Genomic DNA, 26,605 nt, shown 5'->3' on the forward strand with positions numbered 1-26,605 from the left:
GTGTTTCAGGTATCTTGCAGGTTACGAAGGAAAGAAGGACGCCAGAGTTTACCATTTTTAAAGCGCAGGCGCAGGTTATCAAGCAACAGGTAAACCACTGGTGTGGTGTAGAGTGTAAGAGCCTGACTGACCACAAGCCCACCCACAATAGCAATACCCAAGGGGCGGCGTAGCTCTGCCCCGTAGCCATTGGCAATAATAAGTGGGGCAGCGCCAAGGGCAGCGGCTAGAGAGGTCATCATGATAGGGCGGAAGCGCAGCAGGCAGGCTGTGCGTATGGCCTCTAGCGGCGGGAGGTTATGTTCACGCTCGGCGGCAATAGCAAAATCAACCAGCATAATGGCGTTTTTCTTAACGATGCCGATAAGCAGGATAACGCCTATCATGGCGATAAGAGAAAACTCCTCGCCTGCGAGTTGCAGCGCAAGCAGTGCGCCTACACCGGCGGAGGGCAGGGTAGAGAGAATGGTAAGTGGGTGTATGTAACTTTCATACAGCACACCCAGCACCACATATACAGCAATAAGGGCCGCCAGAATAAGCAGCGGCTCGTTATTAACGGTTTTTTGGAACTGTGCCGCATTGCCCGCAAAACTACCATGAATGGTTTGGGGCATGTGCAAAGAGACCTGAGCGGCCTCAATAATTTGGGTGGCTGCCCCTAAAGAAACCCCTTGGGCTAAATTAAAAGACAGTGTTGCCGCAACGGCTTGGCCTTGGTGGTTAACCGCCAAAGGGGTTCTGGCTGGTTTAATGCTGGAAACAAATGTAAGCGGCACCATAGATGAAGAGGAAGTGGACACCGCAGAACCGGTTGAGGCCCCGTTACCGCCAGCAAGGGCATTGGCAATCTGGTTTTTAAACGATTGGGCACTTAAGCTGGCCGATGCGCTATTACCGGCCGAGCTTGTGCCACTATTGCGCACGCGTACGGTGTTAGAGCGTGTGCCACCCCCAGCAGACCCACCAGACACACTGACCCAAACCTGATTAAGGTCATTGGGGGAAGACCAAGAGGCGGGGTCTGCCTCCATAACCACGCGGTATTGGTTGAGTGTGTTGTAAATGACGGAGGCTGCGCGTTGGCCAAAGGCATCGTAAATGGTGTTGGACAGCATTTGGGGGGTAACATTAACCCGTGCGGCTGTATCGCGGGTGATACCAACCGCAATGGCAAGGCCACCTTGCTGCACATCTGCCGAGACTTCGGTGAGTTCTTTATGTTTTTGCAACTCGGCAAGGAGCAGGTTTGTCCAGTGGTATAGTTCTGTCGCGTCTTCGCCTTCTAGGGTGTATTGGTAGGCTGCATTACTTTGGCGTGCCCCGGCCCGGACGGCACCGGGCTGCATTAAAAAGAAATCTGCCCCGACAATGTTGCTCAGTTTACTTTCAACGCGGGCAATAAGCTCTGTTGGGGTGTCGTGCCGGTCTGCTTTGTCTTTTAGTTGCAAAAACATGTTGGCAGAGTTGGAAGACCCACGACCACCCATAAAACTGGCAACGCTTTGTACGTCTGGGTCTTGGGTGATGGTATTTTGAACCTGCGTTAGTTTTTTAGACAGCGCCTGAAAAGAAATGCTTTGGTCGCCACGTAAATGGCCCATGAGCATGCCGGTATCTTCTGTTGGGAAAAACCCTTTTGGCATCTGAATAAAAAGCGCCACAATAATAACCAGCGTTGCGGGTAGTGACAGCAAAATAAGCCAGTAATGCCGTAACGCCACATTAAGAGAGCGGGCATAGCCATTTTGCACGCTATCTAGAAAACGGCTGATAGTAGCAGCAATGCGTGTAAGCAGCGTTGTTTTTGCAGGTTGGGCTGTGTGGGGTGTGGCGCTGAGAATTTGCGCGGCCATCATGGGGGTAAGGGTAAGTGACAGCACCATGGAAATAAGAATGGTGATGGAGACTGTCATGGCGAATTCATGAAACAGTCGGCCCGCAAGCCCACCCAGCAACAAAATGGGCAGGAAGACAGCAATAAGAGAAATGGAGATGGAAATAACGGTAAACGCTACTTCCTGACTGCCCTTAAGCGCCGCATCACGCGGGGAGAAGCCTTCTTCTATGTAGCGCGAGATATTTTCGATGACGACAATGGCGTCATCAACCACAAAGCCGGTTGAGACGGTAAGCGCCATAAGAGACATGTTGTCGAGCGAGTAGTTCAGCAAGCGCATAGCCCCGAAGGTGGCCACAATAGAGGTAGGCACCACAACGGCGGGTATGAGCGTCATGCGCCATGAGTGCAAAAAGAGTAGCACTACCAGCACAACAAGAATGACAGATATAACCAGCGTATATTGAGTATCTGCCAAAGACGCGCGAATGGTTAAAGACCGATCTAGCCCGATATGCAGGTCTACCCCACCGGGCAGCGCTGCCCGCAAGAGTGGAAACTTGGCCTTTATTTCATCAACCGTTTGAATAACGTTGGCACCGGCTTGCGCAAAAACGACCGCAATAACCGAAGGGGAGCTGTTGAAAAAACCAGCATTGTGTAGGTCTTCAACGCTGTCATCAACGCGGGCAACGTCTGAGAGGTGCACGGGGCGGTTGTTGCGCCATGCGACTATGAGGTCTCGGTAAGATTGTGCGTCTCGGGCTTGGTCGTTGGTGTCTAGCGTATAGCGCAGGCCGTTTTGGTCTATAATGCCTTTGGGCGTATGCGCATTGGCAGAGGCGAGTGCTGCACGAATATCTTCAAACCCGATGCCGTAGCGAAAGAGCGGGCGGGGGTTAATTTCAACCCGCACAGCAGGGAGCGAACTGCCGCCTACTTCAACCTGCCCAACACCCCTAATTTGTGAAAGTTGCTGTACTAAGACGTTGGTTGCGTAGTCATACAGTTGTGGTTTGGTGTGGGTGGTTGAGGTAAGCGCTAAAATAAGAATGGGCGCGCCGTTGGGGTTGGCTTTGGAATAGCTGGGGTTTTGCCGGATAGATGTAGGCAGGTCTGCGTGGGCGGCTTGTAGGGCGGCCTCAACATCACGCGCGGCACCGTTAATATCGCGCGAGAGCGCAAATTGCAGGGTAATGCGCGTTGTGTTTTGCGAAGACTGAGACGTCATTTCAGTGAGGTCTGCAATCTGGCCCAAATGCCGCTCTAGCGGGCCAGCTACGGCGCTTGCAATTTCCTCGGGCGAGCCGCCAGCTTGGCGGGCCTGTACCTGAATAACGGGAAAATCAACATTGGGCAGGTCTGCTACCGGCAGGCTGCGGTAGCCCATAATGCCCGCCAGCACCAAGGCTACAGCCATAAGGGTTGTAGCAACTGGGCGGTCAATGAAGATCCGGCTTATGTTCACGGAGTAGGCTGGCCTTGTGCGGCGGTGTGTTTACGGTTGCGCCACGCTGCCCAGCGGTGGCCCCATGTATCAAGCGTGAAATAGATAACCGGGGTTGTAAAAAGGGTTAGTAACTGCGACAGCGCCAGCCCCCCGATAATGGCTAAACCAAGCGGAAACCGCAGCTCAGACCCTGTGCCTTGCGAAATAACCATAGGTACAGCGCCCAGCATGGCGGCAAGGGTGGTCATGAGAATAGGGCGGAAACGCAGGGTTGCGGCTTGCCTGATAGACTGGAGAGAGTCCATGCCGTGCTCGCGCTCTGCCTCTAGGGCAAAGTCGATCATCATGATGGCGTTTTTCTTAACAATACCGATCAGCAACACAATGCCGATAATACCCATGACATCTAGCCCGGCCCCGGCCACCCAAAGAGTAAGCAGCGCACCAATAGCGGCGGAGGGCAGGGTAGAGAGAATGGTAATGGGGTGGATAAAGCTTTCGTACAAAATACCCAGCACAATATAGACAGCAATAAGAGCGGCAGCCACCAGAAACAGCTCGTTACTGAGCGAGCCTTCAAAGGCTGCGGCTGTACCTTGGAACGAGGTCTGGAAAGAGCTGGGGAGTTTAATTTCTTCCTCAACTTTACGAATGGCGGTTGTGGCATCTCCTAACGAGTAGCCGGGGGCTAGGTTAAAGGAGATGGTGGTAGCCGGAAACTGCCCAAAATGCGTAATAAGCAGCGGTGCGGTGCTGTGGGTTACTGTGGTAACCGCAGGCAGGGGCACTAACCCAGAGGTAGGGGAGCGGGTAGGGCCGGAGCTACTTTCGCCCGAGTTGCCGCTTATACCGGGCAGGTACAACTGGTTGAGAGAGAACAGGCTGCTTTGAAAGCGAGGGTCTGCCTCTAAAATAACGCGGTATTGGTTAGACTGTGTGTAGATGGTTGAAATTTGGCGCTGGCCAAATGAGTCATACAACACGTTGTCTATGGTTTGTGGGGTGATGGAGTAACGCGCACCTGTTGTACGGTCTAGCGTAACCTTGGCCACCAAACCCTGTGCCTGTAGGTCTGATGTGACATCAGACAAAGCAGGTTCAGCCCGCAGGCGCTCGAGCAGCTTGGGTACCCATGTTTTAAAGGCGTCGTATTCTGGGTTTTCAAGCAAAAACTGGTACTGTGTTGCGGTAACTGTTGTATCGAGCGACAGGTCTTGAATGGGCTGCATATATAGTTTTATGCCAGCGACCTGCGCGGTTTCTTGCGACAGGCGGCGGGCAATTTCTGCTGCACTGCTGCTGCGGCTGTCATGGTCTTTCAGGTTAATAAGAAAGCGACCCTGATTAAGCGTAGCGTTTTGCCCATCTACCCCCACGAAAGAGGAAAGAGAGACCACATCTGGGTCTTTGAGAATAGCTTTTGCCAGCTCTTGCTGGTGGGTTTTCATGCTCTCGAACGAGATAGACTGCGCCGCAACCGAAATGCCCTGAATAACCCCGGTATCTTGCTCGGGGAAAAAGCCTTTGGGAATAACGTAGGCCAGCACCCCGGTAAGCACCAACGTGCCCAGGGCTACCATAAGGGTTGTAACGCGGTAGGCGAGCACGACATCTAACGCGCGGTCATAGGCGGCAATGAGTTTTTCGGTTGCGACCTCAACACGCGCAGACCAACGCTGGAAGCGTGTTGTGGCGCTGCCTGCATCATGTGGGCGTTCTGTTAAAATGCGCGCGCACATCATGGGCACAAGTGTGAGGGAGACAACCGCAGACAGCACAATGGTGACTGCGAGTGTAAGGGCGAACTCATGAAAGAGCCGGCCCACGACATCACCCATGAAGAGGAGTGGAATAAGCACGGCAATAAGAGAGACGGTAAGGGAGATAATGGTAAACCCAATTTCTCCTGCCCCTTTAATAGAGGCCGCCATGCGGTCTTCACCCGCTTCGACATAGCGGGAGATGTTTTCAATCATCACGATAGCATCATCAACCACGAAGCCGGTTGCGATGGTAAGTGCCATGAGTGAGAGGTTATCGAGCGAGAAGCCCAGCAGATACATAATGGCCAGCGTGCCCACAATAGAAAGCGGCACCGACAGGCTGGGAATAATGGTGGCAGGGATATTACGCAGAAAGACGAAAATAACCGCCACAACCAGAATAAGCGCAAGAAACAGCTCGAATTCAACATCTGCCACAGAGGCGCGAATGGTAGTGGTGCGGTCTGTAAGGGGTACAATATCAATACCCGGTGGCAAAGACTGCCGTAAAACCGGCAATGCGGCCTTAATATTATCGACCACCGCAATAACGTTGGCACCGGGCTGGCGCTGTACGTTCATGATAAGGGCTGGGGTGGTGTTAGACCATGCGGCAAGTTGTGTGTTTTCTGCCCCAATAACCACAGAGGCAACATCACGAATACGGATAGGCCCGCTGTTTTGGTAGGCAATAACCTGATTAAGCAGGGTATCTATAGAGGTAATCTGGCCATCTACCCGCAAGGTGGCAGCACGGGTTGCGCCATCGAACGTGCCGGTAGGGGAGTTGATGTTGACGTTGCCGATAGTGGTACGCAACGTATCAAGGTCTATGCCGTAAGAGGTGAGTTTGGGAATATTAACCCGCACCCGAATAGCCTTACGATTACCCCCAGACAGTGAGACAAGCCCTACACCAGAAATCTGACTAATTTTCTGGGCGAGGCGAGTGTCAACGTAATCTTCTACTTCTGGCAGAGGTATGGTGGCAGAGGTAATACCCAGCGTAAGAACGGGGGTATCTGCCGGGTTAACCTTGGCGTAAGTGGGCGGGGCCGGAAGGTCTGTTGGTAGCAGGGAGTTGGCCTGGTTAATGGCCGCCTGTACCTCTTGCTCGGCCACATCCATAGACATGGTGAGGTTAAAACGCAGTGTAATGACAGACGCCCCACCAGAAGAGCGTGATGTCATTTGGTCTAGGCCGGGCATTTGCCCAAACTGCGTTTCAAGCGGGGCGGTAACCGATGTTGCCATAACATCTGGCCCCGCACCGGGGTAGAAAGTTTCTACCGTAATGGTGGGGTAATCAACCTGTGGTAGGGCTGATACAGGCAGAAAATGGTAGCCTAAAAGCCCTGCCATAAGAATGGCGAACATGAGCAGGGTTGTGGCAACGGGCCTGCGTATAAAGAGAGCAGAAGGGTTCACTGCGGTGATGCGCCTGCTGTGGTGTCAGATTGTGTGGGGCTGCTTGGTGCGGGAATGGTCACTTTAGAACCAGCACGCAGGTGGTCTGTGCCGTCTGTTACCACGCGATCGCCTACTTTTAGGCCAGAGCTGACAACGGTGTGAGTGCCATCAGAAATGCCCACGGTAACGGGCTGCACGGCCACCGTGTTGTCTTCTTTTACTACATAGACAAACTGGCCAGACGGCCCGGTTTGCAGAGACGCGGCTGGTACGAGAATGACGTTTTGCAGTGTTTTTACCAGCAGGTGTGCATTAACAAACTGGTTAGGGAACAGGTGCTCGTCTGTGTTTTTGTAAATAGCACGTAAGCGCACAGTACCGGTGGCGGTATCTATTTGGCTATCGAGCACGCTTACGGTGCCATCTGCTATTTTATGGGTGTTAGCACTGTCCCATGCTTCAACGGGTAGGGAGCCGTGCTGTTGCAGTTCTTCTGCTACTTCTGGCAACTGGTCTTGCGGGAGGGTAAAAATAACCGAGATGGGCTGCATCTGGGTTAAAATAGCAAGCCCGCCAGACTGCCCGGCAGAAATATAGTTGCCACGGTCAACCGCACGAATACCAATGCGCCCGTCAACTGGCGCCGTAATATGGCAATAAATAAGCTGGAGTTTTTGCGCATCAACCTGCGCTTGGTCAGACTTTACCGTGCCTTCTAGCTGCTGCACCAGAAATTCTTGGTTGCGGGCAGTCAGGGCATCAATACTGTCTTGTTTAATAAGGCGTTGGTAGCGTGTGTTGTTAACGCGGGCTTGGTCAAGCTCGGCTTTGTCTCGGGCAAGCTGGCCTTCATATTGGTCGAGCAGAACCTGATAGGGGCGCGGGTCTATAATGGCCAGCAGGTCGCCTTTGTGCACATGTTGCCCTTCAGTAAAGAGCACATCTGTCAGGTAGCCTTCTACGCGGGTTTGTACGGTTACGTTGGTTATGGGTACGACAGTGCCAAGTTCGGTCAGGTTAACGGGCATGGTGCCGTTTTCGACCGTTTGTACGGCTACGGGCTGGGCATCTGTACCGGCGTTGGCTGCGCTGCCGCCAGCGGTAACTGTTTGTTGTGTGCTGTGGCGGCGGTGGTGCTTGCCGTTGGTTTGCGTGGTGCTATGGGGGCGCAACAGCACAAAGCCGAGCGCGCAAAGACCTATAATAGCAACGCCGCCCCACAGGAGGCGTTTTTTCTTGCCGGTTTTGGGGGCGGGAGAGGGTGAATCGGAGCGAGGGTCCGTGGGTTGGTTATCCATGAGGCGCGCGGGTCGTTCACCTAATACATCAAATGAAAAACAGGTACGGCCATAAAGGCAACACCCATCGGAGCTATAAGTGCGCCAGATATCTTAGCTCTTGCTCTGGAGTTTCAATGCGATGGGGGCCATTGAAACGAATGAGCTGATGCCTGACGCAGGCAGAAATATGAGCGTATCCTAGTTTTGGCGGTGCTTCCAAGCCTGTTGTGGAAAAAAAGACTGATTTAAATAAAAAATTAAAATGGTACGGGGTCGTAAAGGTTTGCCAAGGTGCTTAGCCTTTTTTGCCGCTCAGTGCGGCCCCCGCATTGGGTTTTAGCCGGGTTGAAATTGGAGCGGCTAAAAAGGAAATGAACCCAACCACTAAAAACGCCACCATAAAGTCGTGTGCAATGGGTTGGGTGCGTGCGTTAAATTGGCAAGAAAAGGTTAGGGTGCCAGCGGCAATACAAATACCCAGAGAGAGCATAAGCTGCTGCATGGTAGCGTACAGGCTGGTGGCGGCACTCATGCGCGTGGCCGAAATGTCGGCATAGGCAATGGTGTTATAAGCCGAAAACTGAATGGATTGCGCCATGCCTGCGGCAAGAAGAATAAGCGTTAAGGGCCAAAGCGGTTGGCCCGCATGGTAGCAGGCGATAAGGGCTGCCAAGAGGCCAGCAGAAAACCCATTGGCAATAAGCACACGCCTAAAGCCCCATTTGCGTAAAATGGCGGGTACAAAGGGGCGCATGGCAATGGCGCCGACAGGCGCACAAAAGGTGATCATGCCGCTTTGAGCGGCCGTTAACCCTGTGCCTATTTGTAAAAAGGTAGGCAGCAAAAAGGGAAAGGCTCCTACCGCAATGCGTGATGCCGCCCCGCCCAAGACGGAAATACGAAATGTACTGGTTTTAAAAAGCCTGAAGTCGAGCAGGGGGGCTGCAAGGCTGTGGGCATGTAAGCCGTAAATACCCATAAGCGCACACCCTATAAGCAGCAATGCCAGCAAAAGTGTGTGGGTGCCTTGGTTGTGGCTAAAGAGCTCGGCCACGATAGAGAGTATGGCCAGCCCGCCCCCGGCAAAAACAAGGCCGCGTAGGTCAAACGGTGGGGGGTGCTCTGCTTTCACCTCGGGTATAAAGAGGCGGGTAAGGAGTAGCCCCACAATACCTACGGGAATATTGAGGTAAAAGTTCCACCGCCAAGACAGGTAGGTTGTAATAAAGCCGCCTACTACGGGCCCAAGAAGGGGGCCGAGGGTGGCGGGCAGCATCATCCATGTCATGGTGCGTACCAGCTCTTCACGCGGGGTGCTGCGCAGCACCACTAAGCGGCCTACCGGCACCATAAGAGCGCCGCCAATGCCTTGCAAAGTGCGCATACAAGCCAGAAACAGAAGGCTATGCGCAGAGGCGCACGCAACAGAGCACAGCACAAACATAACAATGGCACCGCTTAGTACGGTGCGGCTGCCCAAGCGGTCTGCCAATGCGCCAGAAGCGGGAATAAATATAGCTAGACCCACAATGTAAGCGGTTAATGCAACGGAGGTTGCAACCGTATCGACGTGTAAACTGTTAGCTATAGCTGGCAGGGCGGTTGAGAGAATGGTGCCATCGAGTTGCTCCATGAAAAGCATGGACGCAACAATAAGAGCGGTAAGATGGGTACGACTGAGAGACACCATGCTAGCCAGAGACGCGTTTTTGCGTTCTGATGCAACAGCCAAGCCACCTGTTTGATGTTCTTTTTTAGAAAACCAAGCGGGTGGTGACACGAAACTTAAAGGGGAAAGCCAATGGCTAACGATAAGCTGAAAACAGTTGCAAACAAAGTTGAAGGTCTGGCCGAAGAAGCAAAAGGCCGCGTGAAAGACGCTGCTGGCGGCCTGACAGGCGACCTTGGCTTACAGGCTGAAGGGAAGTTTGAGCAGTTTACCGGCCACGCCCAGCAGGACTTTGCAGACCTGTATGAAGAAGGTGAGGGCGTTGTAGAAAAAGCCGTAACCTTTGTGCGCGATAAACCCTTGTTGTCATTGGGTGTTGTGTCTGTTGTTGGGCTGCTGGTGGGCTGGTTGTTCTTCCCACGTGGTAAGCGTTCCTGAAAATTTCTTGACTCCGAGTCTTGCGCTCGGAGTCAAAAAGTGATTCTCCTTGCCTCACAGAGTCGCTGTTGATGCGACTCGGCAATTTTAGCCGAGTCGTTTCAAATCGATGGAAAGAGGGGCAATGCCAGATTTTACGCGGGAACAAGAACACGGTGGGCGTGTGGCAGGGGTGGACGAAGTGGGCCGTGGCCCGCTTGCTGGCCCGGTTGTAGCCGCTGCTGTGGTGTTTGCCGCTGGCGTGCCAGATGATTTGGCTGCCATTATTGATGATTCCAAAAAGCTCAAACCCCGCCTGCGTGAGCAGATAGCCGCCCGCTTGCCAACTGTGCCGGGCGTGGAAATTGGGGTTGGTGCCGCCTCTACCCTCGAAATTGACGATATTAATATTCACCACGCTGCCCATTTGGCGATGCAGCGTGCAGTGGGCCGCCTGCCGCGCCTGCCAGACCATGTGTTGGTTGATGGCAATAAAGCGCCAGATTTTGGGTGCAGTACCCAAACCCTCGTTGGGGGAGACCATCTGAGCCTTTCTATTGCGGCGGCCTCTATCATCGCAAAAGTGGTGCGTGACCGCATTATGGCCCGGCTTGATGCCCGCTGGCCCGCCTACGGGTGGGAGAAAAATGCTGGCTACGGCACCGCCGTACACCGGCAGGCGCTTACCACTGTGGGGGTAACGCCCCACCACCGCAGAACATTCGGCACTGTGCGCCGGCAACTTGAACTTTTACAAAAGGAGGGCCGGGCATGAGCGGCGCAAAATCAATGGGCACAGAATTGCCACTCGACCAGATTCTGCGTGGCGAATGTGTTGAAACCATGCGCGGCCTGCCATCTGGCTCTGTTGACTGCATTTTTGCAGACCCACCATACAACCTACAGTTGCGCGGTGAATTGCGCCGCCCCGATGACTCTTTGGTTGATGGGGTAGATGACGACTGGGACAAATTTACCGACCTGCAAGCCTACGACAAATTTACGCGTGAATGGCTGACCGAAGCGCACCGTGTGCTGCATAAAGACGGTACAATGTGGGTTATTGGCTCCTACCATAATATTTTTCGTATTGGGGCTATTCTGCAAGACCTCGGGTTTTGGATTTTGAACGACATTGTGTGGCGTAAATCTAACCCCATGCCTAACTTTCGTGGCCGCCGCTTTACCAACGCGCACGAAACCATGATTTGGGTGGCAAAAAGCGAAACCAGCCGTTACCGCTTTAACTACCAAGCCATGAAAGCCCTTAACGATGATGTGCAAATGCGCTCGGACTGGTACCTGCCGCTGTGCACAGGCAACGAACGCCTGCGTAACGAGCATGGCCTAAAACTGCATCCTACCCAAAAGCCAGAAAGCCTGTTGCACCGCGTGCTTTTGGCTTCAACCGCGGTGGGAGATGTTGTGCTTGACCCGTTTGCTGGCACCGGCACAACCCCCGCCATGGCCCGCCGTTTGCGCCGTCGCTTTATTGGTATTGAGCGCCACCCAGACTACGTTGCCGCTGCCCGTGCCCGTGTAGAGCGTGAAACCCCCTTGGCGGAAGAAGCTGTGCAGGCCACGCCAGACAAGCGCGAAACCCCACGCGTACCGTTTGGCAGCTTGGTTGAGCAGGGGCTTATTGCGGCTGGTGTTACGGTTTACGACAAAAAACGCCGTGTACATGCCAACGTGACCCCAGATGGCACCTTGGTAAATAGCGGCAAGCGGGCTTCTATTCATAAAATGGGGGCTATGTTGACCAACGCACCATCGTGCAATGGTTGGACATTCTGGCATTTTGAGCGCAACGGTGAGTTGTTGCCCCTTGATGTGCTGCGCCAAGAAAGTCTGGCTTTGGCACAGCAGCAAATGGCAGAAGCCTTACAAGCTGCCGTGGGGTAAAAAGCGCCTGTCTTTGAGGTATAAAAAAAGCCGCTCACAGTATGAGCGGCTTTTTTTGTGTTTATGCGTAAAACTTAGTTTCCGCTAAAGCCCAAAAAGCCAATAGAGGGGTTAGGTGTGCCACCGTTGGCCGAGCGGCGTACGCGCGCTTTGCTGCTGTCGCCCCCAATGGTGAGGTGGCCAGAGCCGTTTTCCATTTTGACGGTGGGTGTGCCGGTTGTGACTGTGCCGCGCGTGTTGGCGGCATTGTAGTCTGTGTTGCGTAGGGAGAGCAGCAGGAAGGTAATGGGGTTGCGGTTCATGTCGATAGACATGTCCAGCGGGGTTTGCCCCAGAATGTTGCGGGTGTTGAGATCTGCCCCACGGTTAATGGATTCTTTGGCGGCCCCAATACTGCCACGGTTAATGGCATCAAACAGGGCGGCTGTTGGCTCCATGTCTGAGTTTGAGTGCTCGTTGTCGTCATCATCTTGCGAGGCGCCGGGAATGGCGGCAGGCGGGGCGGCGCGCTTGGCCTCTTTGGCTTCTTTGGCCTTTTCTTGCGCTTCTTCTGCTGCGGCTTGCTGCTCTTGCTCGCGGGCAGATTGTGCCCAGCCACAGGCAGGAAGCGCAACAGCTAAAATGCCAGTGCAGGCGAGAGTGGCCGGAAGAATGCGGAACAAGCGGGTCATGTTCTGTCCATACGGGAAACGGTACCTGAGAAGCTAACACATTGCCACGGGCGCGGGAAGCAGTGGGCGCGGGTTATGCCCGACCTTCGCGCCACCACCCGGCAAAGAGAAGCACGAGAGACACCACAAGCATAAGCCATGTGGGCAGTAACGGGGTAGCGCTACGGCCTGTAACCACATGGGCATTACGGTGTGGAAAGCCTATCCAGCCTGCGCCGTGGTTACTGCCGCCTTCTGTTAAGCGCAGGGTGGGCAGGTTTATGGCGGTGGGGGTGTTGCCAAGCCAAATGGTGGCCCCACCACTGGCGCCTACTATGTTTTGGGTGCGTGTGGCGGTTGCACGTAAATCTGCAAATTCTTGCGGGTCTGGTGGTTGTGGGGCGGCAAAGGATTTGTGTGTGCCGTCATCAACTTGCCAGATACCGGCTTGGTTTGCGGGCATGTGCCCGGTGCTCAGCCCCAAAGGTGCCGGGAGTGTGCTGTCGTTTTCTGGTGTGCTGGCATGCAGGGCCACGTGGCTGAGTGTGCCATCTGGTGCGGTTACAGTGACAGTTGGCGGGGTAGCCTGCGTGGCGCTGTGGTGGGTTATGCTGAGTGTGCCACCAGAGAGAGAGGCATTAAGCTGTTCTTCTTCCAGTTCTGGCTCTTTCATGAGCCAGTGGGAGATACGGCGCAGTAGCTCGGCTTGTGGGCCGCCGCCGCCTTCACCCCTAGACCAGAGCCAAAGCTGGTCTGAGAGCAAAAGAGCAACGCGGCCTTGCTCGACATGATCTAGCACCAGCAGGGGGGTATTATCTGGCCCGCTTAGCAATGCCTCACCGTGCAAAGTATCGGCCCGTAGGGCGCGGTACCACGGCCCCCATTGGCCAGCAATGCTTGCGCCTGCAGTGGCGGGGGCTGTGCTGTTAGCTGGGGGGGCACCGGGCAGAGACGCTGTAACCGGGTGCGCACGCCCTTGGGCTGTAAGCTGTGGCCGGAAGGCTTGCTCAATAAGCCCGCCCTCCCGCGGGACATGGGCTGGCAAGACATCTCCCACGGGTGTGTCTTGCAATGAGCCATAGCCTACAAACTCTGGCCCTGCCGTAAGGAGCAAACCACCGCCTTTGCGTACAAAATTAGCAATGTTGCGGAGGTAGCTGTGGGGGAGAATGTTTTGGTTCTCAAACCCATCCAGAATGATCAGGTCGAACTGGTTAATTTTTTCCTGAAACAGTTCCCGCACGGGAAAGGCAATGAGGGCGAGGTCTGAAAGGGGGGTGCCATCATCTTTTTCAGGCGGGCGCAAAATGGTGAAGTGAATAAGGTCAACGGATGGATCTGCTTTAAGCAGCCGCCGCCACACGCGCTCACCTTGGTTGGGGGTGCCAGAAATTAACAGCACACGCAGTTTATCGCGAATGCCGTTCATGCGGGTAATGGTACGGTTGTTAAGCTCAGAGACCTCACCCGCTAAAGGAGAGACCGCAATACTGGTGAGCAACTGGCCGGGGTGCGTAACCGGCAAAGACAGTGTTTGCGGCGTACCAGTTGTAATGGGGAGCTCAAGTGGGTCTTCACCATTAACGCGCACGGTTAGGGTGGCGGGGGTGCCGGTATGGGTGCCGGGGCCTGCATCATCAACCTGCACACGCAACGTGGCGTGTTGGCCTACAATAGCGTAGGGCGGCGCTTGTAAAATACGCAGGTGGCGGTCTGTTTCTTCGCCTTGGGCGGTTAGCAGCACGTGCAGCGGTAGCGTGCTGTGCTGGCCTGTTGTGCCGGTGGGGCTAAGCCGGTCTGGCAGGGTTGGGGGTATGTCTGTTATTTGCCCATCGGTTAGAAAAACCGCGCCTGCAAACTGGTCTGGCGGAATATCTGCCGCCGCTTGGCTTAAAGCATCAAACAGCCGGGTGCCATCATGCTCTGCATTGCGGACAGTGACCGTGCGCAAGTTAAGGCCCGGCACGGTATTTTGTGTAAGGGTTTGGGCCGCTTTTTGCGCAATCTCTGCCCGCTGGCCAAGCGCCATGGAGGGCGATTGGTCAACAACCAAAAGGGCTGTTTGGGGCAGCATGTGCCAGCTTTCATGCAGGCGTTGTGGGCCTGAAAGCCAGAGCAGTACGCTAGCAATAGCTGCCAGCCGAAAAAGGGCCCCTTTGGTGCGGTACACAAGGGCTAAAACGCAAAGACCAACGGCAACCAGCCCTAAAAGAGCAAGCAGCCAAAGCGGCACGAGTGGGGCAAACCCAAAGGTGGCAGCAAGAGTATGGAGCATATGCTTTAGTCTCCCAGCCGTTTGAGCAGCATGGGCACGTGCACTTGGTCTGCTTTATAATTACCGGTTAAGGCGTAAATGACCGCATTGACCCCAAAACGGTAAGCCATTTGCCGTTGGTCTGCGTCGCCGGGCAGCACGGCGTAGGGGGTATTGCCGTGTTCATCAACCGCCCAAGCGTGCGCCCAGTCTGCTGCGCCAATAATAACCGGGCTTACATCATCATTTTCAGCTTGGCCCTCACGCGCGACCCAGATGGCTTGGCCAGCATAGCGGCCCGGAAAGTCGTGCAAGAGGTAAAATGTGTGGGCCAGCAAGTGGTGGTCTGTCATGGTGGTAAGGGGCGGAATGGGCAGGCCGTTCGTAACACGGCGCAAGGCCTTGCTGCTGCCGGGGGTATCTCCGGCAAAGCCGGTCGAGGCTGTGTCTTGGGTGCTGTTGGAATCTTGGCCCTGTGTATCAATAAGCAAAATGCCACCATGCGCCATAAAGGCGGTAAGGGCTGCTGTTTGTGCCGGTGTAATGGTGGCATCTGGCGTTATGGGCCAGTAGAGCAGCGGGTAATAGCTGAGGTCATCTTGGCCAAGGTGCACACCATCTGGGTGCCCGAGCATGGCGGAGGTGCGGGCGTTTGTGTAGTCAGACAAGCCCTGTAACCCTTGGCGGGACACGGTATCAATTTCATCTTGCCCGGTTACAACATAGGCCAGCCGCGTCTCTAAGGCCGCAGCGGGCACAGCAGGTTGCGGCGTAGTTTGTGTGGGGGGCGGTGGTAATGCCTCTGGCCCGCCCTCTGTGGGTGGTGGGGGCATGGATGTGCCCGCTTGGCCGGGTAGAGTTTGTGCGTGCCCGTAGAGTGGGGCCAGAAGTGTTTGCGCCAAGAGTGACACCACCAGCACAGGCACCACGCGGTTACGCTTGAAGAAAGGCCAGCCCACTTTAAGGCCTGTGCGCATAAGCAGTACCATAAACCCATCAAGCAAAAGGAGGAGGGCAGCCGCACTGAGGCAATACTGGCCTAAGGCTTTATCTGGCCGGTGCCCGGTAGGTGTTGTGAGCGTACCAAAGGGGCTGGCCGGGGTAAGCTCTGCCACGTGTGTACCCGCATTTAAGGCACGGCGCGTGGTTTTGGGGCCATACAGGCCCGGAGGGTGGGCCGCTGAAACAACCGTTTTGCCAAAAACATTCGCTTTTAGCCCCCGTGCAGAAGGTGGGGGTGGGCCAAGCACGCCGTCTCCATCGAGGGTGAGAACGGGGGCGAGTGTTGTGTCATCTGCTGGAATACTCACGCCGTTTGCGTGGTCTGTCAGGCGCTGCAACATGCTGACAAACAGGCCAGAGAGCGGCAGGTTAGACCAGTCCGCTGTGCTGCTAACATGAAACAAAACCACCTCGCCCTTACCAAGGGGGGTGTGGGTCACCAGCGGCGTGCCATCTGCCAGTTTGGCCCAGCTATGGCTTTCAAGGTCGGCCATTGGGCTGGCTAATACTTGCCGGTTGACCGTAACGTCTGAAGGGACGCTCAGCCCATGAAAGGGTGATTGTGTGCCAAATGGGGCCAGTGTTTGCGGTGTGCCCCATGTCATGGTGCCGCCAAGTTGGCGGGAGCCATCAAGCAGGGCAACGGGCAGCAGGGTGTCTGTTGCACCGTTGGTGGGGGGAGAGGGGGTATCGGCCTGCGCAATGGGGGGGCTATCGTTTTCTGCCTGTTGGGCACCGGCTAAGGCGGGCCCGGCAAAGCGGATAAGGGTGCCGCCATTGGCAACCCACGCAGCAATTTTGTGGCGCAAGGCGGGGTCTGCCAAGGTGCCGTCTGGTGCAATCATGACCGAAAGAGGCTGGCCTAGCAGGGCAGAACCTGTGCCCTCATGCACGTCTGATGTAGGAGCTAAGGCCCGGCGTAAGTAAAAAAGTGGGCCAATAAGGGGGGTATCTGCCGCACCAGAGGTGATGAGCCCCACCGGGCGCAGCCTGTCGCCTTCATCAAGCAAAAGGGTGGTGGCAGCACCGGGTAGGCCTGAAAGTGTAAGGGCATCTATGCGGTTGCGCACAATGCTGGGTAGGTCAACGTTGATAGCAGCCATGTTGGCATTGGCAGGCAGCGTGATGGGAAAAGAGGCCAGCGTGCCGCCATCTTGGGTGTGTACGCTGAGTGTAACCGAGCGGGGCGTTGGGGCAGGTAGGGCCAACACTGTGCCCATGAGCGTGCCGGTATGGTCTGTTACGGGTTTGAGGGCGTAAACCGGGCTTTGGTCAAACCGAATTTCCTGCACGGGGCCGAGGGTTTTTAGGGCCGTGGCCAAAGCGGTATCGGCTGTGCTGGCAACCCCATTAGACAGGTACACTACGCTGCCAAAGCTGCCCGGTGGGTGCGCGGTTAGGGTTTTTGCCAAAGTGGCGCGGTCTGTACCCCATGGCATGGGGCGGAGGGCCGCAAGCTCTTGCCTGACAACGGCTGCGGGTTGTGCAACCAGAGCGTTTTGTGTGTCTTGCGTAATGGTGGGCGGGGCTGCTGTGCGCAGCAGCAGCACGGGGCGGTTTGCGTGCTCGGCATCATCAAGCAAAGACAGGGCGGTGTTGAGGCGCTGGTTCCAGTTTGTGGCGGCCAGCATGTCATCATCTAACACCACGGCAATAGGGCCGTGCCCGGCAGGGGGCAGGCGGTTGCCGGGTAAAACAGGCTGCGCCAGCCCTAAAACCAGCAAAGTAAGGGCCGCTAACCTGATAAGTAAGAGCCAAAGTGGTGCGCGGGCCGCGTCTGTCTCTTTTGGGTGCAGGCTGCGTAAAATTTGGATGGGTGGAAAAGTTTGCGTGCGGGGTTTGGGTGGTGTGGCTTTAAGCAGCCACCAAACGAGCGGCAGGCTAAGCAGGCCAGCTAGGGCTATGGGGGTTAGAAAAATCATACACGGCCCCCGTTATGGTGCGTGTGTGCGCTCATTTGGTCTTGCAGGGCAAGCAGCGTGGGTAAGGGCGCGTTTTGTGTAGTGTGGTGTGTGAGTGTGTGGCCATAGCGGCTTGCGTAAGTTTGCAAGGTAGCGGTGTGTGCGCTCATTTGGTCTTTATAGGCCTGCTGTAAGGCTTGCACATGGGGCAGGTCTAGCGGGGCCTCGTGCTCTAACCCTTGAAATGTGATGTGGCCTTTATAGGGCAGTAAATATTCGACGGGGTCTGCAATATGCACAAGATGTGCTTGTGCGGGCACACCTGCAAGGTGTTGGAGTGTTGCATGCAGGAGGGAGGCATCGCACAAAAAGTCGCTGGCAATAATAAGCCGTGCGTGGCGTGGCACGACAGATGTTGGGGGGAGTGCTGCAAAAGGGGGCGTGGTCGTTTTTGCCATACCCACCAAGGTCAGGGCTAACCGTTCTAGCGGTGTGCCTGCCGGGGGTGGGGTTGCTGGCCCGCTTGGGGTTAGCAGGCGCACATGCTCCCCATTGCGCAACAAATACGCGGCCAGTGCCAGTTGCAGCAAAATAGCCCGCTCACCCTTTTCTGGCAGGTTGGGGGCAGAGCGCCACTGCATGGACGGTGTTAGGTCGCACCACAACAAATAGGTTTGGGGGGCTTGGGCCTCTGTTTCCCGCACGTAAGCGTGGGCTGTGCGGGCAGATTGCCGCCAGTCTATGTGGTGTACAGGCTCACCGGGTTGGGCTTGGCGGTATTGCCAGAAACTCTCACCACTGCCTGCGCGCTTTTGGCCGTGCTGCCCTGCTTGAAGGGTTGCCGCAAGGTGGTTGGCTTGCAGCATAAGGTCAGGCAGGCGGGCCGCAAGCGCTGCGGCCTGTGGGGCTAACCGAGCCGGGTTGGGCTGTTCTTGCGTTTTACGGGGGGCTGCGCTGGCTTTAGGCGTGAGCGAGGCCGTAAAGTCTTGCGCGGCCGACCAATCATCACGCGGTGGGTGAGGTTGTGGCGTGCGTTTTGTAAGACGCTGCAAGAAGCTGGCGAGAGCAGGCAAGAGGTTTAGCCTAAATGTTTCAAAAGCTGGGTCAGTACATCATCAAGCTGCACGCCATCTGCCCGGGCGGTAAAGGTTAGCCCCATACGGTGGGCCAACACGGGGCGGGCGAGGGCAATAACGTCATCCAAATTGGGAGAGAGGCGGCCATCTAGCAATGCGCGCGCACGGGTGGCCAGCATAAGGGCCTGTGCCGCACGTGGGCCGGGGCCCCATGCAATTTGGGTGCGTAGAGTGTCGTTATATGTGGTTTCTGGGCGGGCGGAACGTACAAGCTGCAAAATGGCATCTATAATTTTGTCACCCACGGGTAGGGTGCGTACCAGAGTTTGGGCAGCACTTAGGGTTTCTGCCGTAATAATTTGTTGGGCGGTGGCTTTCTGGGCGCCGGTTGTGGCCAGCAGCATGGCCCGCTCTGCGGCCTCATCTGGGAAGGTGAGGGGAATTTGCAGCATGAAGCGGTCTAGCTGGGCTTCAGGCAGGGGGTAGGTGCCTTCTTGGTCTAGCGGGTTTTGGGTGGCGAGAACATGGAAAGGCTGTGGCAGCTTGTATTCTGTGCCTGCAACGGCAACGCGGTGCTCTTGCATGGCTTGCAGCAGGGCAGACTGGGTGCGGGGGCTGGCGCGGTTAATTTCGTCGGCCATAAGCAACTGGCAAAACACGGGGCCGGGCACAAAACGGAAGCTCCGGCGGCCTGTGGCATCTTCATCTAAAATTTCGCTGCCCGTAATGTCTGAGGGCATAAGGTCTGGGGTAAACTGCACGCGGCGGGCATCTAGCCCCAGCACGGTACCTAGTGTGGTGACCAGCAGGGTTTTGCCAAGGCCGGGTGCGCCAACCAGCAGGCCGTGCCCGCCCGCTAAAATAGCGGTAAGGGTCTGGTTAATAACCTGCTCCTGCCCAAAAAGGAGTCGTGAGACCTCTTGCTGCACGGTTTGCAGCTGGGCACAAAGGCGGTCTGCCTCGCGCACATCTGGGGTAAGAGAAGCGTTCTGGCCGAAGGCGGGCTGTGTGTCAGATACGGTCATGGGTCCAGTCTGGTCAGATACGGGGCTTACATCAAGCGGGGTACCATCCCTATATCATGCTCTAAGCAGTGAAACAGTCATAACAGGATTATCTGTCAGTGCAGGACAAAGCCCCTTTTTCTGAGAGTGCACTACAATGCCACGGCGCAACAGCAGAAACGGCAGATGGTGAAGAAAATACCAGAAAACTGCCCTTTTTGATTAAGCGAGATGGTGTGTGGTTGTACCGGGGCACACCTATTAAACGCAAAGCCATGGTTTGCATGTTTGGCTCTATGCTAACGCGCGATGAAAAAGGCACCTACTTGTTACGCACCCCCTTTGAAAGCGGGGACATAGAAGTGGAAGATGTGCCATTTTTGGCCGTAGAGCTAGACTGGCAAGGCGCTGGACGGCTGCAAAAACTGTGTTTTCGGACCAATATTGATGAACCTGTGGTGGCCAGCAGAGACAACCCGATTCGCGCTTATTGGCAAACGCCGCCCGATGCGTGTTGCGATGGCGGCTGCCCCCCCTACCTAACCATTAGGGCTGGTGATGGAGCGTTTCCGATAGAGGCACGTTTATCGCGCCCAGTGTGGTACGAACTCGCAGCCTTGGCCGAGCCGGGGCAGTGCAATGGTGTGCCGTGCATGGGGGTGTGGAGCTGTGACTGCTTTTTTCCGCTCTCTCTTATGCCCTCAGACGGGTAAGGTTTGGGTATGGCTGAGCACACAACATCTTTGGCACTAAATGCTGGCAGCGTAGGGTTGGCGCCAGCGCAGCGGCAGGCTTTGGCGCATATTTGGGCGGTATTGCCCCATGCCCGCCTTGTGGGTGGTGTGGTGCGCGACCTGTTGGCAGGGCGCAGTGTGGCCGATGTTGATATAGCAACCCCAGAGCCACCCGAGCACGTGCAAGCCACGCTTGAAGCCGCTGGCATTAAAGTGGTGCCAACAGGCTTGGCGCATGGCACCGTTACAGCCGTAATTGACAGTGCCCCTTACGAAATTACAACCCTACGCCAAGACACTGAAACAGATGGCCGCCACGCGGTGGTAAGCTGGACGCAAGACTGGCAGCAAGATGCAGCCCGGCGTGATTTTACCATCAATGCGATGTCGCGCGATAAAGAGGGTGTGCTGTTTGATTATTTTGGCGGGCAGGCAGACCTGCAAGCCGGGCATGTGCGTTTTGTAGGCCAAGCGGCCCAACGTATTGAAGAAGACGCCCTGCGTATTTTACGTTTTTTTCGCTTTCAGGGCCGCTACGGCCACGGGCAGCCAGATGTGCAGGCTGTAACGGCCATAGAGAAAAGAACTGATCTGTTAAAAAAACTCTCGGTTGAGCGGGTATGGTCTGAGCTGCAACGCTTGTTGGTAGGGCCACAGGCCGCACAGCAGGTGTTGCTTATGGCGCGCTTGGGTGTGTTGGCAGCCGTGTTTGCCCAAGGGGTAAGGGTAGAGCATTTTGCAGCCTTGGTAGCGGTGGGGGCACCGTCAGAGCCGGTGCTGCGCTTAGCTGGCTTAATTGATGGCGGGGCGGAGGCTTGCGCCCGTAACTTAAAACTTTCCCGCGTTGAGGAGAGTTTACTGAAGGCTTTACTCACGCCCGTTGGCCTACAGCCAGAGTTGAGCGATGCAGAGCTAAGCTGCCTGCTGTCAGATAATGCTTTGCCGGTTTTGCTGGGGCAAAGTTGGCTGGCGCAAGCAACTGCTTTGCTGGTGTGCCCGGCTAGGCAGGCTGAGAGTGCGCAGGCTTTTGCACAGTTACGGCAAAGGCTTGTAACGCTGCCTGTGCCGGTGTTTCCGGTAGCGGGTAAAGACCTTTTGGCCGCCGGGGTGCCGCCGGGGCCGCAGATGGGGCAAATACTGGCCCGCTTGCGCCAGTGGTGGCAGCAAAACGGCTGTACCCCCACACAAGAGGCCTGCTTGGCGCAGGTGCCCTTTTTGCACTGAGTGTTTGTTGCTGCGTACGAATTTTAGAGACGGGGGCTTTTACTGGTGCCTGTGGGGCTGGTAGAGGGACTAAATGACCCCTGCGCCCGCAAAACAGTCTCAGCCGCCTTTGCCGTCTGCTCCAGCGCCTACTGGCCAGCCAAATTCTACGAGTGAAAACCGCCAAAAGGCTGCTTTTTCATCTGATGATACGCGCGTGTTGCTTGCGCGTTTATGGCGTGAGCAAGTGCGCCGCCACCCGGCCCGTATACTGGCTGTTATTGGCCTAACTTTGCTGACAGCGGTTTTAACTGCTCTTTACCCGCTGGTGATCCAGCGGGCGCTTGATATGTTTTCTGAGCGTGATACGCGCATTTTGTACCAAGTGCCCATGCTGGTGGTGGTTATTACCATGGCTAAGGCGCTCTCTCAGTACGGGCAAACTCTGGCGGCCCAAGGGCTGGTGCTTATAGTAATACGCGGCTTGCAGGGGGACATGTTTAACCACCTTGTGCAAACTGACATTACCCGCATAGAGCGCGAAGCCCCGGCCAAGCTGGCTACCCATTTTACCACAGATGCGGTCTCTATTCGTGAAGCCATGATCCGTGCCGTTAACTCGTTGGGAGACGTGGTAACGGTGCTGGGGCTGATTGTGTCTATGGTGTATATGGACTGGGAGCTAAGCCTTATTGCTGGCTTGCTTTACCCTATTGCGGCTGTGCCCATTCAAAAACTGGGTAAAAGGGTACGCCGGGCTTCAGGCGGTATGCAGGAGCGTATAGGTGAGACCGCTGCTTTTTTAACAGAAAGTTTTGCTCAAGCCCGCACGGTGCGGGTGTACGGCATGGAGCAAAAAGAGAATGCCCGTGCGACACTCTCTTTTGACCGGCTTTATGTGGCAATGTTGAACATTACCAAAGGCCGCGCACGGGTTGACCCCCTGTTAGAAGCCCTTGGCGGTGCTGCGGTGGCTGCGGTGCTTGGTTTTGCAGGCTGGCGGGCTGCAATGGGTGGGGCCACGCTAGGCGATTTTTCTGGCTTTGTGGCTGCTTTATTGCTGGCTGCGCGCCCTTTGCGGGCGTTAGGCTCTTTCCATGCGGCAATACAGGAAGGCCTTGCCGGGCTTGTGCGTATTTTTAGCATTCTTGATGAAAAACCTGCGGTAACCGACAGCCCCACCGCCATACCGCTGCCTGCTGGCCACGGCCATTTGGTGTTTAACCATGTCGGCTTTGTTTATAATGATGGGCGTGTAGGACTGGATGGTTTGAGCTTTGAGGTGCAGCCAGGCCAGACCGTTGCATTAGTAGGGCTTTCAGGGGCGGGTAAGTCTACGGCCCTTTCGTTGGTGCCGCGCCTGCATGATGTTACGTCAGGTAGCATTATGCTGGACGGGCAAGATGTACGGCATTTACAACTGGCCAGCCTGCGTGGGGCTATAGCGTATGTAAGCCAAGACCCTTTGCTGTTTGATGTCTCTGTTTATGACAATATTCTGATTGGCAAACCGAGTGCGACACAGGCCGAGGTTGAAGCCGCAGCCCGTGCTGCAGCGGCGGATAGCTTTATTTTAGACCTGCCCAATGGGTACCAGACCAGCGTGGGGCCGGGCGGGCAGCGACTCTCTGGCGGGCAGCGGCAGCGTGTTGCCTTGGCCCGCGCCTTGCTGCGCGACCCACGGCTTTTGCTGCTGGATGAAGCCACGAGTGCTCTAGATAGCGAGAACGAGGCCACCGTACAGCAAGCCTTGGCCCAGATGCGCCACCAACGTACTACCATTATTGTGGCCCATAGGCTTTCGACCGTACGGTCGGCAGACCTTGTGGTGGTGATGCGAGAAGGGCGCGCTATTGAGCGCGGCACCCACGATAGCCTCATGCTGCAAAATGGGCTTTATGCCCGGCTGGTGCGTACGCAAGGGTTAGAGCGTTAAAAAGACTGCGCAGGTCTATTTTTATATAACTATTTGTTTTGGTAGCATTATTTTCGGGTTTAGGCGTTGTGGCCTGCCCGAAAAATGCACCATCCCTCTGATGTCTGCTTGAAGCAGCATCGGGATCGTGTCACATACTGACCGAACCGATCGGTCAGCGATGGTGGGTGTTTGGTGCCCCATGCTGGCTGCCAGTGCGGAAGTACGTTTGAAAGACGGGGAACAGGATGGCCGACGAGCATAACGAACAGTCTGGTGAAGTGTCTGAAAACGAGAAGAAGCCGGCTGGCAAAAAAAGTGCACGCGGCAAAATTATTCTCACGGTTGTGCTGGTGGTGCTGGCTATTGCTGCCGGGGTGTACTGGTTTTTAACCCGTAACGAGGTAGAGACAGATGACGCCTTTACCGCCGGGCGCTCTGTTACCATTGCACCGCATGTTGACGGCTACGTGACTGAATTGCTGGTGAACGATAACCAGTATGTGCACAAAGGCCAGCTTTTGGCCCGCATAGACCCGCGTAACTGGAAAGCTGCACGCGACAAAGCCGCAGGCTCTTTAGAGCAAGCACAGGCCGCTTTTCAGGCATCTGAAATGCTGCGTGATGTTGCTGCACTTGAGTTCCCCGGTAAGTTGGTGCAGGCGCAGGGTACTTTGGCTGCGGCAAAAGCACAGCAGTTTAGGGCCGAGACCGATTATAAACGCCAACACTCTGTTGAGCGTGCGGCAACCTCGCAGCAAGATATTGACTATGCCCGCGCGGCATTAGACGCCGCCAAAGCGCAGGTGATGGAAGCTGAGGGTGCGGTGCAAATGGCAACTCCTGTGCTGCCAAACATTAACAATACCAAAATTCGGGTTAGCCAGCAGGAAGGGCAGGTTAAATATGCTCAGGCCGAACTGGATAACGCAGCCCTGAACCTTGAATGGACAGAGCTACGCGCACCCTGTGATGGCTGGATTTCTCAGCGTAACCTTGAGTTGGGCAACTACGTGGCCGCAGGCCAGCATGTGCTGTCTATTGTAGAGCCAGAAGTATGGGTTGTGGCTAACTACAAAGAAACCCAGATTACCCATATCCGCCCCGGCCAGAAGGTGGATGTTAAGGTTGATGCGTACCCCTCTCTCAAGCTGCATGGTCATGTTGACTCCCTGCAAAAAGGTACCGGGGCAACCTTTAGTGCGTTCCCGCCTGAAAATGCTACGGGCAACTACGTAAAAATTGTGCAGCGTGTGCCGGTTAAAATTGTGATTGATGACGGGCTAGACCCTAACCAGCAGCTAGCACTGGGCTTGTCTGTTGTGCCGGTGGTGCATGTTGATACCCAAGGCCAGTCAGACGGTGCGCCACACGCACAGCAGCGTGCGCCACAGCCGCAGGCTGCGCAATGAGCGCACAGGCCGACGTAGCCGAGGCGGGGTGGAAACCCCGCCACAACCCGTGGGCCGTTGCCTTCGTGGTAACGATGGCGGCCTTTATGGAAATTTTGGACACGACAATTGTAAACGTGTCCTTGCCGCATATTGCGGGTAGCCTGTCTAGCACCTATGACGATTCAACCTGGACGCTAACCGCCTACCTTGTTGCCAATGGTATTGTGCTCACCATCTCTGGGTGGTTGGGTAAGGTCTTTGGCCGCAAACAATATTTCATGATTTGTATTGTCATGTTCACGGTGTCTTCTTTCCTGTGTGGCATGGCAACATCTCTGGTTGAGCTTATTTTGTTCCGGATGATGCAGGGGTTTTTTGGTGGGGGGTTACAGCCCAACCAGCAATCTATCATTCTGGACAGCTTTCCGCCTGAAAAACGCGCCGCAGCATTTGGCCTAACTGCCATTGCCGCTGTTGTTGGCCCGGTTATTGGCCCAACGCTTGGTGGCTGGATTACCGATAATTTTTCATGGCGGTGGATTTTCTTTATTAACGTGCCGTTTGGCTTTTTAACGACACTGGGTGTGGCCACAATGGTGGAAGACCCACCATGGGCCAGAAAGCGCAAAGCCCCCGTTGATGTTATTGGTATAAGCCTTATTACGCTCGGTTTTTCCTGCCTTGAGGTGATGGTAGACCGCGGCGAAGATTCTGACTGGTTTGGCTCTACCTTTATTCGGGTTATGGCCGTGCTTGCCGTGTTGGGCTTGGTTGGCGCTGTGCTGTGGTTGCTGCATACAGACCGCCCGGCAGTAGATTTGCGGGTGTTTAAAGACCGCAACTTTGCTGTGGGTACGGCCCTTATGGGGGCTATGGGGGCGTTGCTTTATTCCTCAGCGATTATTGTGCCGCAGTTTGCACAGCAGGTTATGGGGTATACGGCAACGCTGTCGGGGCTTGTGCTTTCGCCCGGTGGTATTGCGGTTATTGTGCTTATTCCCATTGTGGGTAAGCTCATGTCGTTAACCAGTGTGCGTAACGTTATTGCGCTCGGGTTTTTCCTGATGGGGATTTCCCTTTACGCATCGGCTAATTTGGTGCCGGGGCTTGATTTTAGGCATTTGGTCTTTTTCCGTATGAGCCAGACAGCCTGCCTTGCCTTCTTGTTTGTGCCGCTTTCGACCATTGCGTACTCGACCATTCCTGAAAAAATGAATGCCGATGCCTCGGCCCTGTTCAGTATGTCGCGTAACGTTTTGGGGTCTTTGGCTATTTCTGGCGCAACAGCTTTGCTAACAGAGCGGCGGCAGGCGCACCAAGCCCACATGGTGCATTGGATGACGCCTTACCACCAACCGTATAACGACTACCTAGACCATGCTAAGGCTTTGGCACAGGGGCGCGGTGCACCAGAGAGTACCGCCAGCGCCATAGCCCAGCACGCCCAATTTGTGCAGTTTTCACAACAGGTTGCCATTTTAACCTATAACGAGGTCTTTATGATTTTGGGTATAGGGGCATTTTTGTGCGTACCGTTCTGCTTCTTGTTCTCTCCCATTACGGGGAGCGGTAAGTCTGCCGGGGCGCACTAAGTCTGTTTTAAAGCCAGCCTTAGAGTTTTTATAAGGCTGGTTAAAAGGTGCTGGATAACAAAAGAAAAGAGGGCTTTACCACGCAGGTAAAGTCCTCTTTTTTTGCGTTGCGTTGCGTTGCGTTGCGTTGCGTTGCGTTGCGTTGC

General features: G+C 55.4%; 17 protein-coding genes. 8 read left to right on the forward strand and 9 right to left on the reverse strand.

The genetic code is table 11. The annotated features are described in order from the left end of the window. Nucleotides 1-5 precede the first annotated feature (5 nt). The 4 genes from Abor_RS11695 to Abor_RS11710 form a co-directional block, all read right to left on the reverse strand. Nucleotides 6-3,308, reverse strand: a complete 3,303-nt coding sequence (locus Abor_RS11695) for an efflux RND transporter permease subunit (RefSeq protein WP_048842074.1) — start codon at nt 3,306-3,308, stop codon at nt 6-8. After that, nucleotides 3,305-6,481, reverse strand: coding sequence for an efflux RND transporter permease subunit (locus Abor_RS11700; RefSeq protein ID WP_048842075.1), 3,177 nt, complete (start codon nt 6,479-6,481; stop codon nt 3,305-3,307). Before Abor_RS11700 ends, Abor_RS11695 begins: the two co-directional genes overlap by 4 nt. Further along, complete coding sequence (locus Abor_RS11705; RefSeq protein ID WP_048842076.1) at nt 6,478-7,761, reverse strand: MdtA/MuxA family multidrug efflux RND transporter periplasmic adaptor subunit; 1,284 nt, start codon at nt 7,759-7,761, stop codon at nt 6,478-6,480. Before Abor_RS11705 ends, Abor_RS11700 begins: the two co-directional genes overlap by 4 nt. Nucleotides 7,762-8,038: 277 nt before the next feature. After that, on the reverse strand, nt 8,039-9,433 hold the full coding sequence (locus Abor_RS11710; RefSeq protein WP_048842090.1) for an MFS transporter: 1,395 nt from the start codon (nt 9,431-9,433) through the stop codon (nt 8,039-8,041). Nucleotides 9,434-9,544: 111 nt separating this feature from the next. Here Abor_RS11710 and Abor_RS11715 point away from each other — a divergent pair, with 111 nt between their 5' ends. The 3 genes from Abor_RS11715 to Abor_RS11725 all read left to right on the forward strand — a co-directional run bounded on the left by Abor_RS11715 (nt 9,545) and on the right by Abor_RS11725 (nt 11,734). Next, nucleotides 9,545-9,850 (forward strand): CsbD family protein, encoded by a 306-nt coding sequence (locus Abor_RS11715; protein ID WP_048842077.1) that lies wholly within the window; start codon nt 9,545-9,547, stop codon nt 9,848-9,850. Between the two features lie 109 nt (nt 9,851-9,959). After that, nucleotides 9,960-10,604 (forward strand): ribonuclease HII, encoded by a 645-nt coding sequence (locus Abor_RS11720; protein ID WP_180537818.1) that lies wholly within the window; start codon nt 9,960-9,962, stop codon nt 10,602-10,604. Next, nucleotides 10,601-11,734, forward strand: coding sequence for a site-specific DNA-methyltransferase (locus Abor_RS11725; RefSeq protein ID WP_048842079.1), 1,134 nt, complete (start codon nt 10,601-10,603; stop codon nt 11,732-11,734). Before Abor_RS11720 ends, Abor_RS11725 begins: the two co-directional genes overlap by 4 nt. Before the next feature lie 74 nt (nt 11,735-11,808). Here the strand turns inward: Abor_RS11725 and Abor_RS11730 are convergent, their stop codons facing one another. From Abor_RS11730 to Abor_RS11750, 5 genes are all read right to left on the reverse strand, one after another. Beyond that, complete coding sequence (locus Abor_RS11730; protein WP_052946433.1) at nt 11,809-12,405, reverse strand: ankyrin repeat domain-containing protein; 597 nt, start codon at nt 12,403-12,405, stop codon at nt 11,809-11,811. 73 nt (nt 12,406-12,478) lie between these two features. Beyond that, nucleotides 12,479-14,659 carry a hypothetical protein gene (locus tag Abor_RS11735; protein ID WP_048842080.1) on the reverse strand — a complete coding sequence of 727 codons (2,181 nt, stop codon included), beginning with the start codon at nt 14,657-14,659 and terminating at the stop codon, nt 12,479-12,481. A gap of 5 nt (nt 14,660-14,664) precedes the next feature. Next, nucleotides 14,665-17,562: a DUF4159 domain-containing protein gene (locus Abor_RS11740; protein ID WP_048842081.1), complete on the reverse strand. Its 2,898-nt coding sequence runs from the start codon at nt 17,560-17,562 to the stop codon at nt 14,665-14,667. Further along, entirely contained in the window at nt 17,559-18,614 is a 1,056-nt protein-coding gene (locus tag Abor_RS11745; protein ID WP_052946434.1) for a DUF58 domain-containing protein, read from the reverse strand. The genes Abor_RS11740 and Abor_RS11745 overlap by 4 nt, the downstream gene beginning before the upstream one ends. 5 nt (nt 18,615-18,619) lie before the next feature. Further along, nucleotides 18,620-19,642, reverse strand: coding sequence for an AAA family ATPase (locus Abor_RS11750; protein WP_048842082.1), 1,023 nt, complete (start codon nt 19,640-19,642; stop codon nt 18,620-18,622). 92 nt (nt 19,643-19,734) lie between these two features. On the opposite strand from Abor_RS11750, the gene Abor_RS11755 reads away from it, so the two are divergent. The 5 genes from Abor_RS11755 to Abor_RS11775 all read left to right on the forward strand — a co-directional run bounded on the left by Abor_RS11755 (nt 19,735) and on the right by Abor_RS11775 (nt 26,459). Next, nucleotides 19,735-20,334 (forward strand): DUF1285 domain-containing protein, encoded by a 600-nt coding sequence (locus Abor_RS11755; RefSeq protein ID WP_048842083.1) that lies wholly within the window; start codon nt 19,735-19,737, stop codon nt 20,332-20,334. Between the two features lie 9 nt (nt 20,335-20,343). Next, complete coding sequence (locus Abor_RS11760; protein WP_084594515.1) at nt 20,344-21,579, forward strand: CCA tRNA nucleotidyltransferase; 1,236 nt, start codon at nt 20,344-20,346, stop codon at nt 21,577-21,579. A gap of 73 nt (nt 21,580-21,652) precedes the next feature. Continuing rightward, on the forward strand, nt 21,653-23,494 hold the full coding sequence (locus tag Abor_RS11765) for an ABC transporter ATP-binding protein (protein ID WP_084594516.1): 1,842 nt from the start codon (nt 21,653-21,655) through the stop codon (nt 23,492-23,494). A 227-nt stretch (nt 23,495-23,721) separates the two neighbouring features. Continuing rightward, the gene (locus Abor_RS11770; RefSeq protein WP_048842084.1) at nt 23,722-24,885 is read left to right on the forward strand and encodes an HlyD family secretion protein; all 1,164 of its coding nucleotides are present in this window, start codon (nt 23,722-23,724) and stop codon (nt 24,883-24,885) included. Next, a complete protein-coding gene (locus tag Abor_RS11775; RefSeq protein ID WP_048842085.1) occupies nt 24,882-26,459 on the forward strand; it encodes a DHA2 family efflux MFS transporter permease subunit in 1,578 nt (525 codons plus the stop codon). The genes Abor_RS11770 and Abor_RS11775 overlap by 4 nt, the downstream gene beginning before the upstream one ends. Nucleotides 26,460-26,605 lie beyond the last annotated feature (146 nt).

This window comes from Acetobacter orientalis (assembly GCF_000963965.1).
Taxonomy (GTDB): Bacteria; Pseudomonadota; Alphaproteobacteria; order Acetobacterales; family Acetobacteraceae; genus Acetobacter; species Acetobacter orientalis.

Bases quoted from the DNA above. Each gene is read 5' to 3' on its own strand.
- Abor_RS11705 (WP_048842076.1), bottom strand. From the start codon at position 7,761: ATGGATAACCAACCCACGGACCCTCGCTCCGATTCACCCTCTCCCGCC.
- Abor_RS11710 (WP_048842090.1), bottom strand. From the start codon at position 9,433: ATGGTGTCTCTCAGTCGTACCCATCTTACCGCTCTTATTGTTGCGTCC.
- Abor_RS11715 (WP_048842077.1), top strand. From the start codon at position 9,545: ATGGCTAACGATAAGCTGAAAACAGTTGCAAACAAAGTTGAAGGTCTG.
- Abor_RS11720 (WP_180537818.1), top strand. From the start codon at position 9,960: ATGGAAAGAGGGGCAATGCCAGATTTTACGCGGGAACAAGAACACGGT.
- Abor_RS11725 (WP_048842079.1), top strand. From the start codon at position 10,601: ATGAGCGGCGCAAAATCAATGGGCACAGAATTGCCACTCGACCAGATT.
- Abor_RS11730 (WP_052946433.1), bottom strand. From the start codon at position 12,405: ATGACCCGCTTGTTCCGCATTCTTCCGGCCACTCTCGCCTGCACTGGC.
- Abor_RS11735 (WP_048842080.1), bottom strand. From the start codon at position 14,659: ATGCTCCATACTCTTGCTGCCACCTTTGGGTTTGCCCCACTCGTGCCG.
- Abor_RS11740 (WP_048842081.1), bottom strand. From the start codon at position 17,562: ATGATTTTTCTAACCCCCATAGCCCTAGCTGGCCTGCTTAGCCTGCCG.
- Abor_RS11750 (WP_048842082.1), bottom strand. From the start codon at position 19,642: ATGACCGTATCTGACACACAGCCCGCCTTCGGCCAGAACGCTTCTCTT.
- Abor_RS11760 (WP_084594515.1), top strand. From the start codon at position 20,344: ATGGCTGAGCACACAACATCTTTGGCACTAAATGCTGGCAGCGTAGGG.
- Abor_RS11765 (WP_084594516.1), top strand. From the start codon at position 21,653: ATGACCCCTGCGCCCGCAAAACAGTCTCAGCCGCCTTTGCCGTCTGCT.
- Abor_RS11770 (WP_048842084.1), top strand. From the start codon at position 23,722: ATGGCCGACGAGCATAACGAACAGTCTGGTGAAGTGTCTGAAAACGAG.
- Abor_RS11775 (WP_048842085.1), top strand. From the start codon at position 24,882: ATGAGCGCACAGGCCGACGTAGCCGAGGCGGGGTGGAAACCCCGCCAC.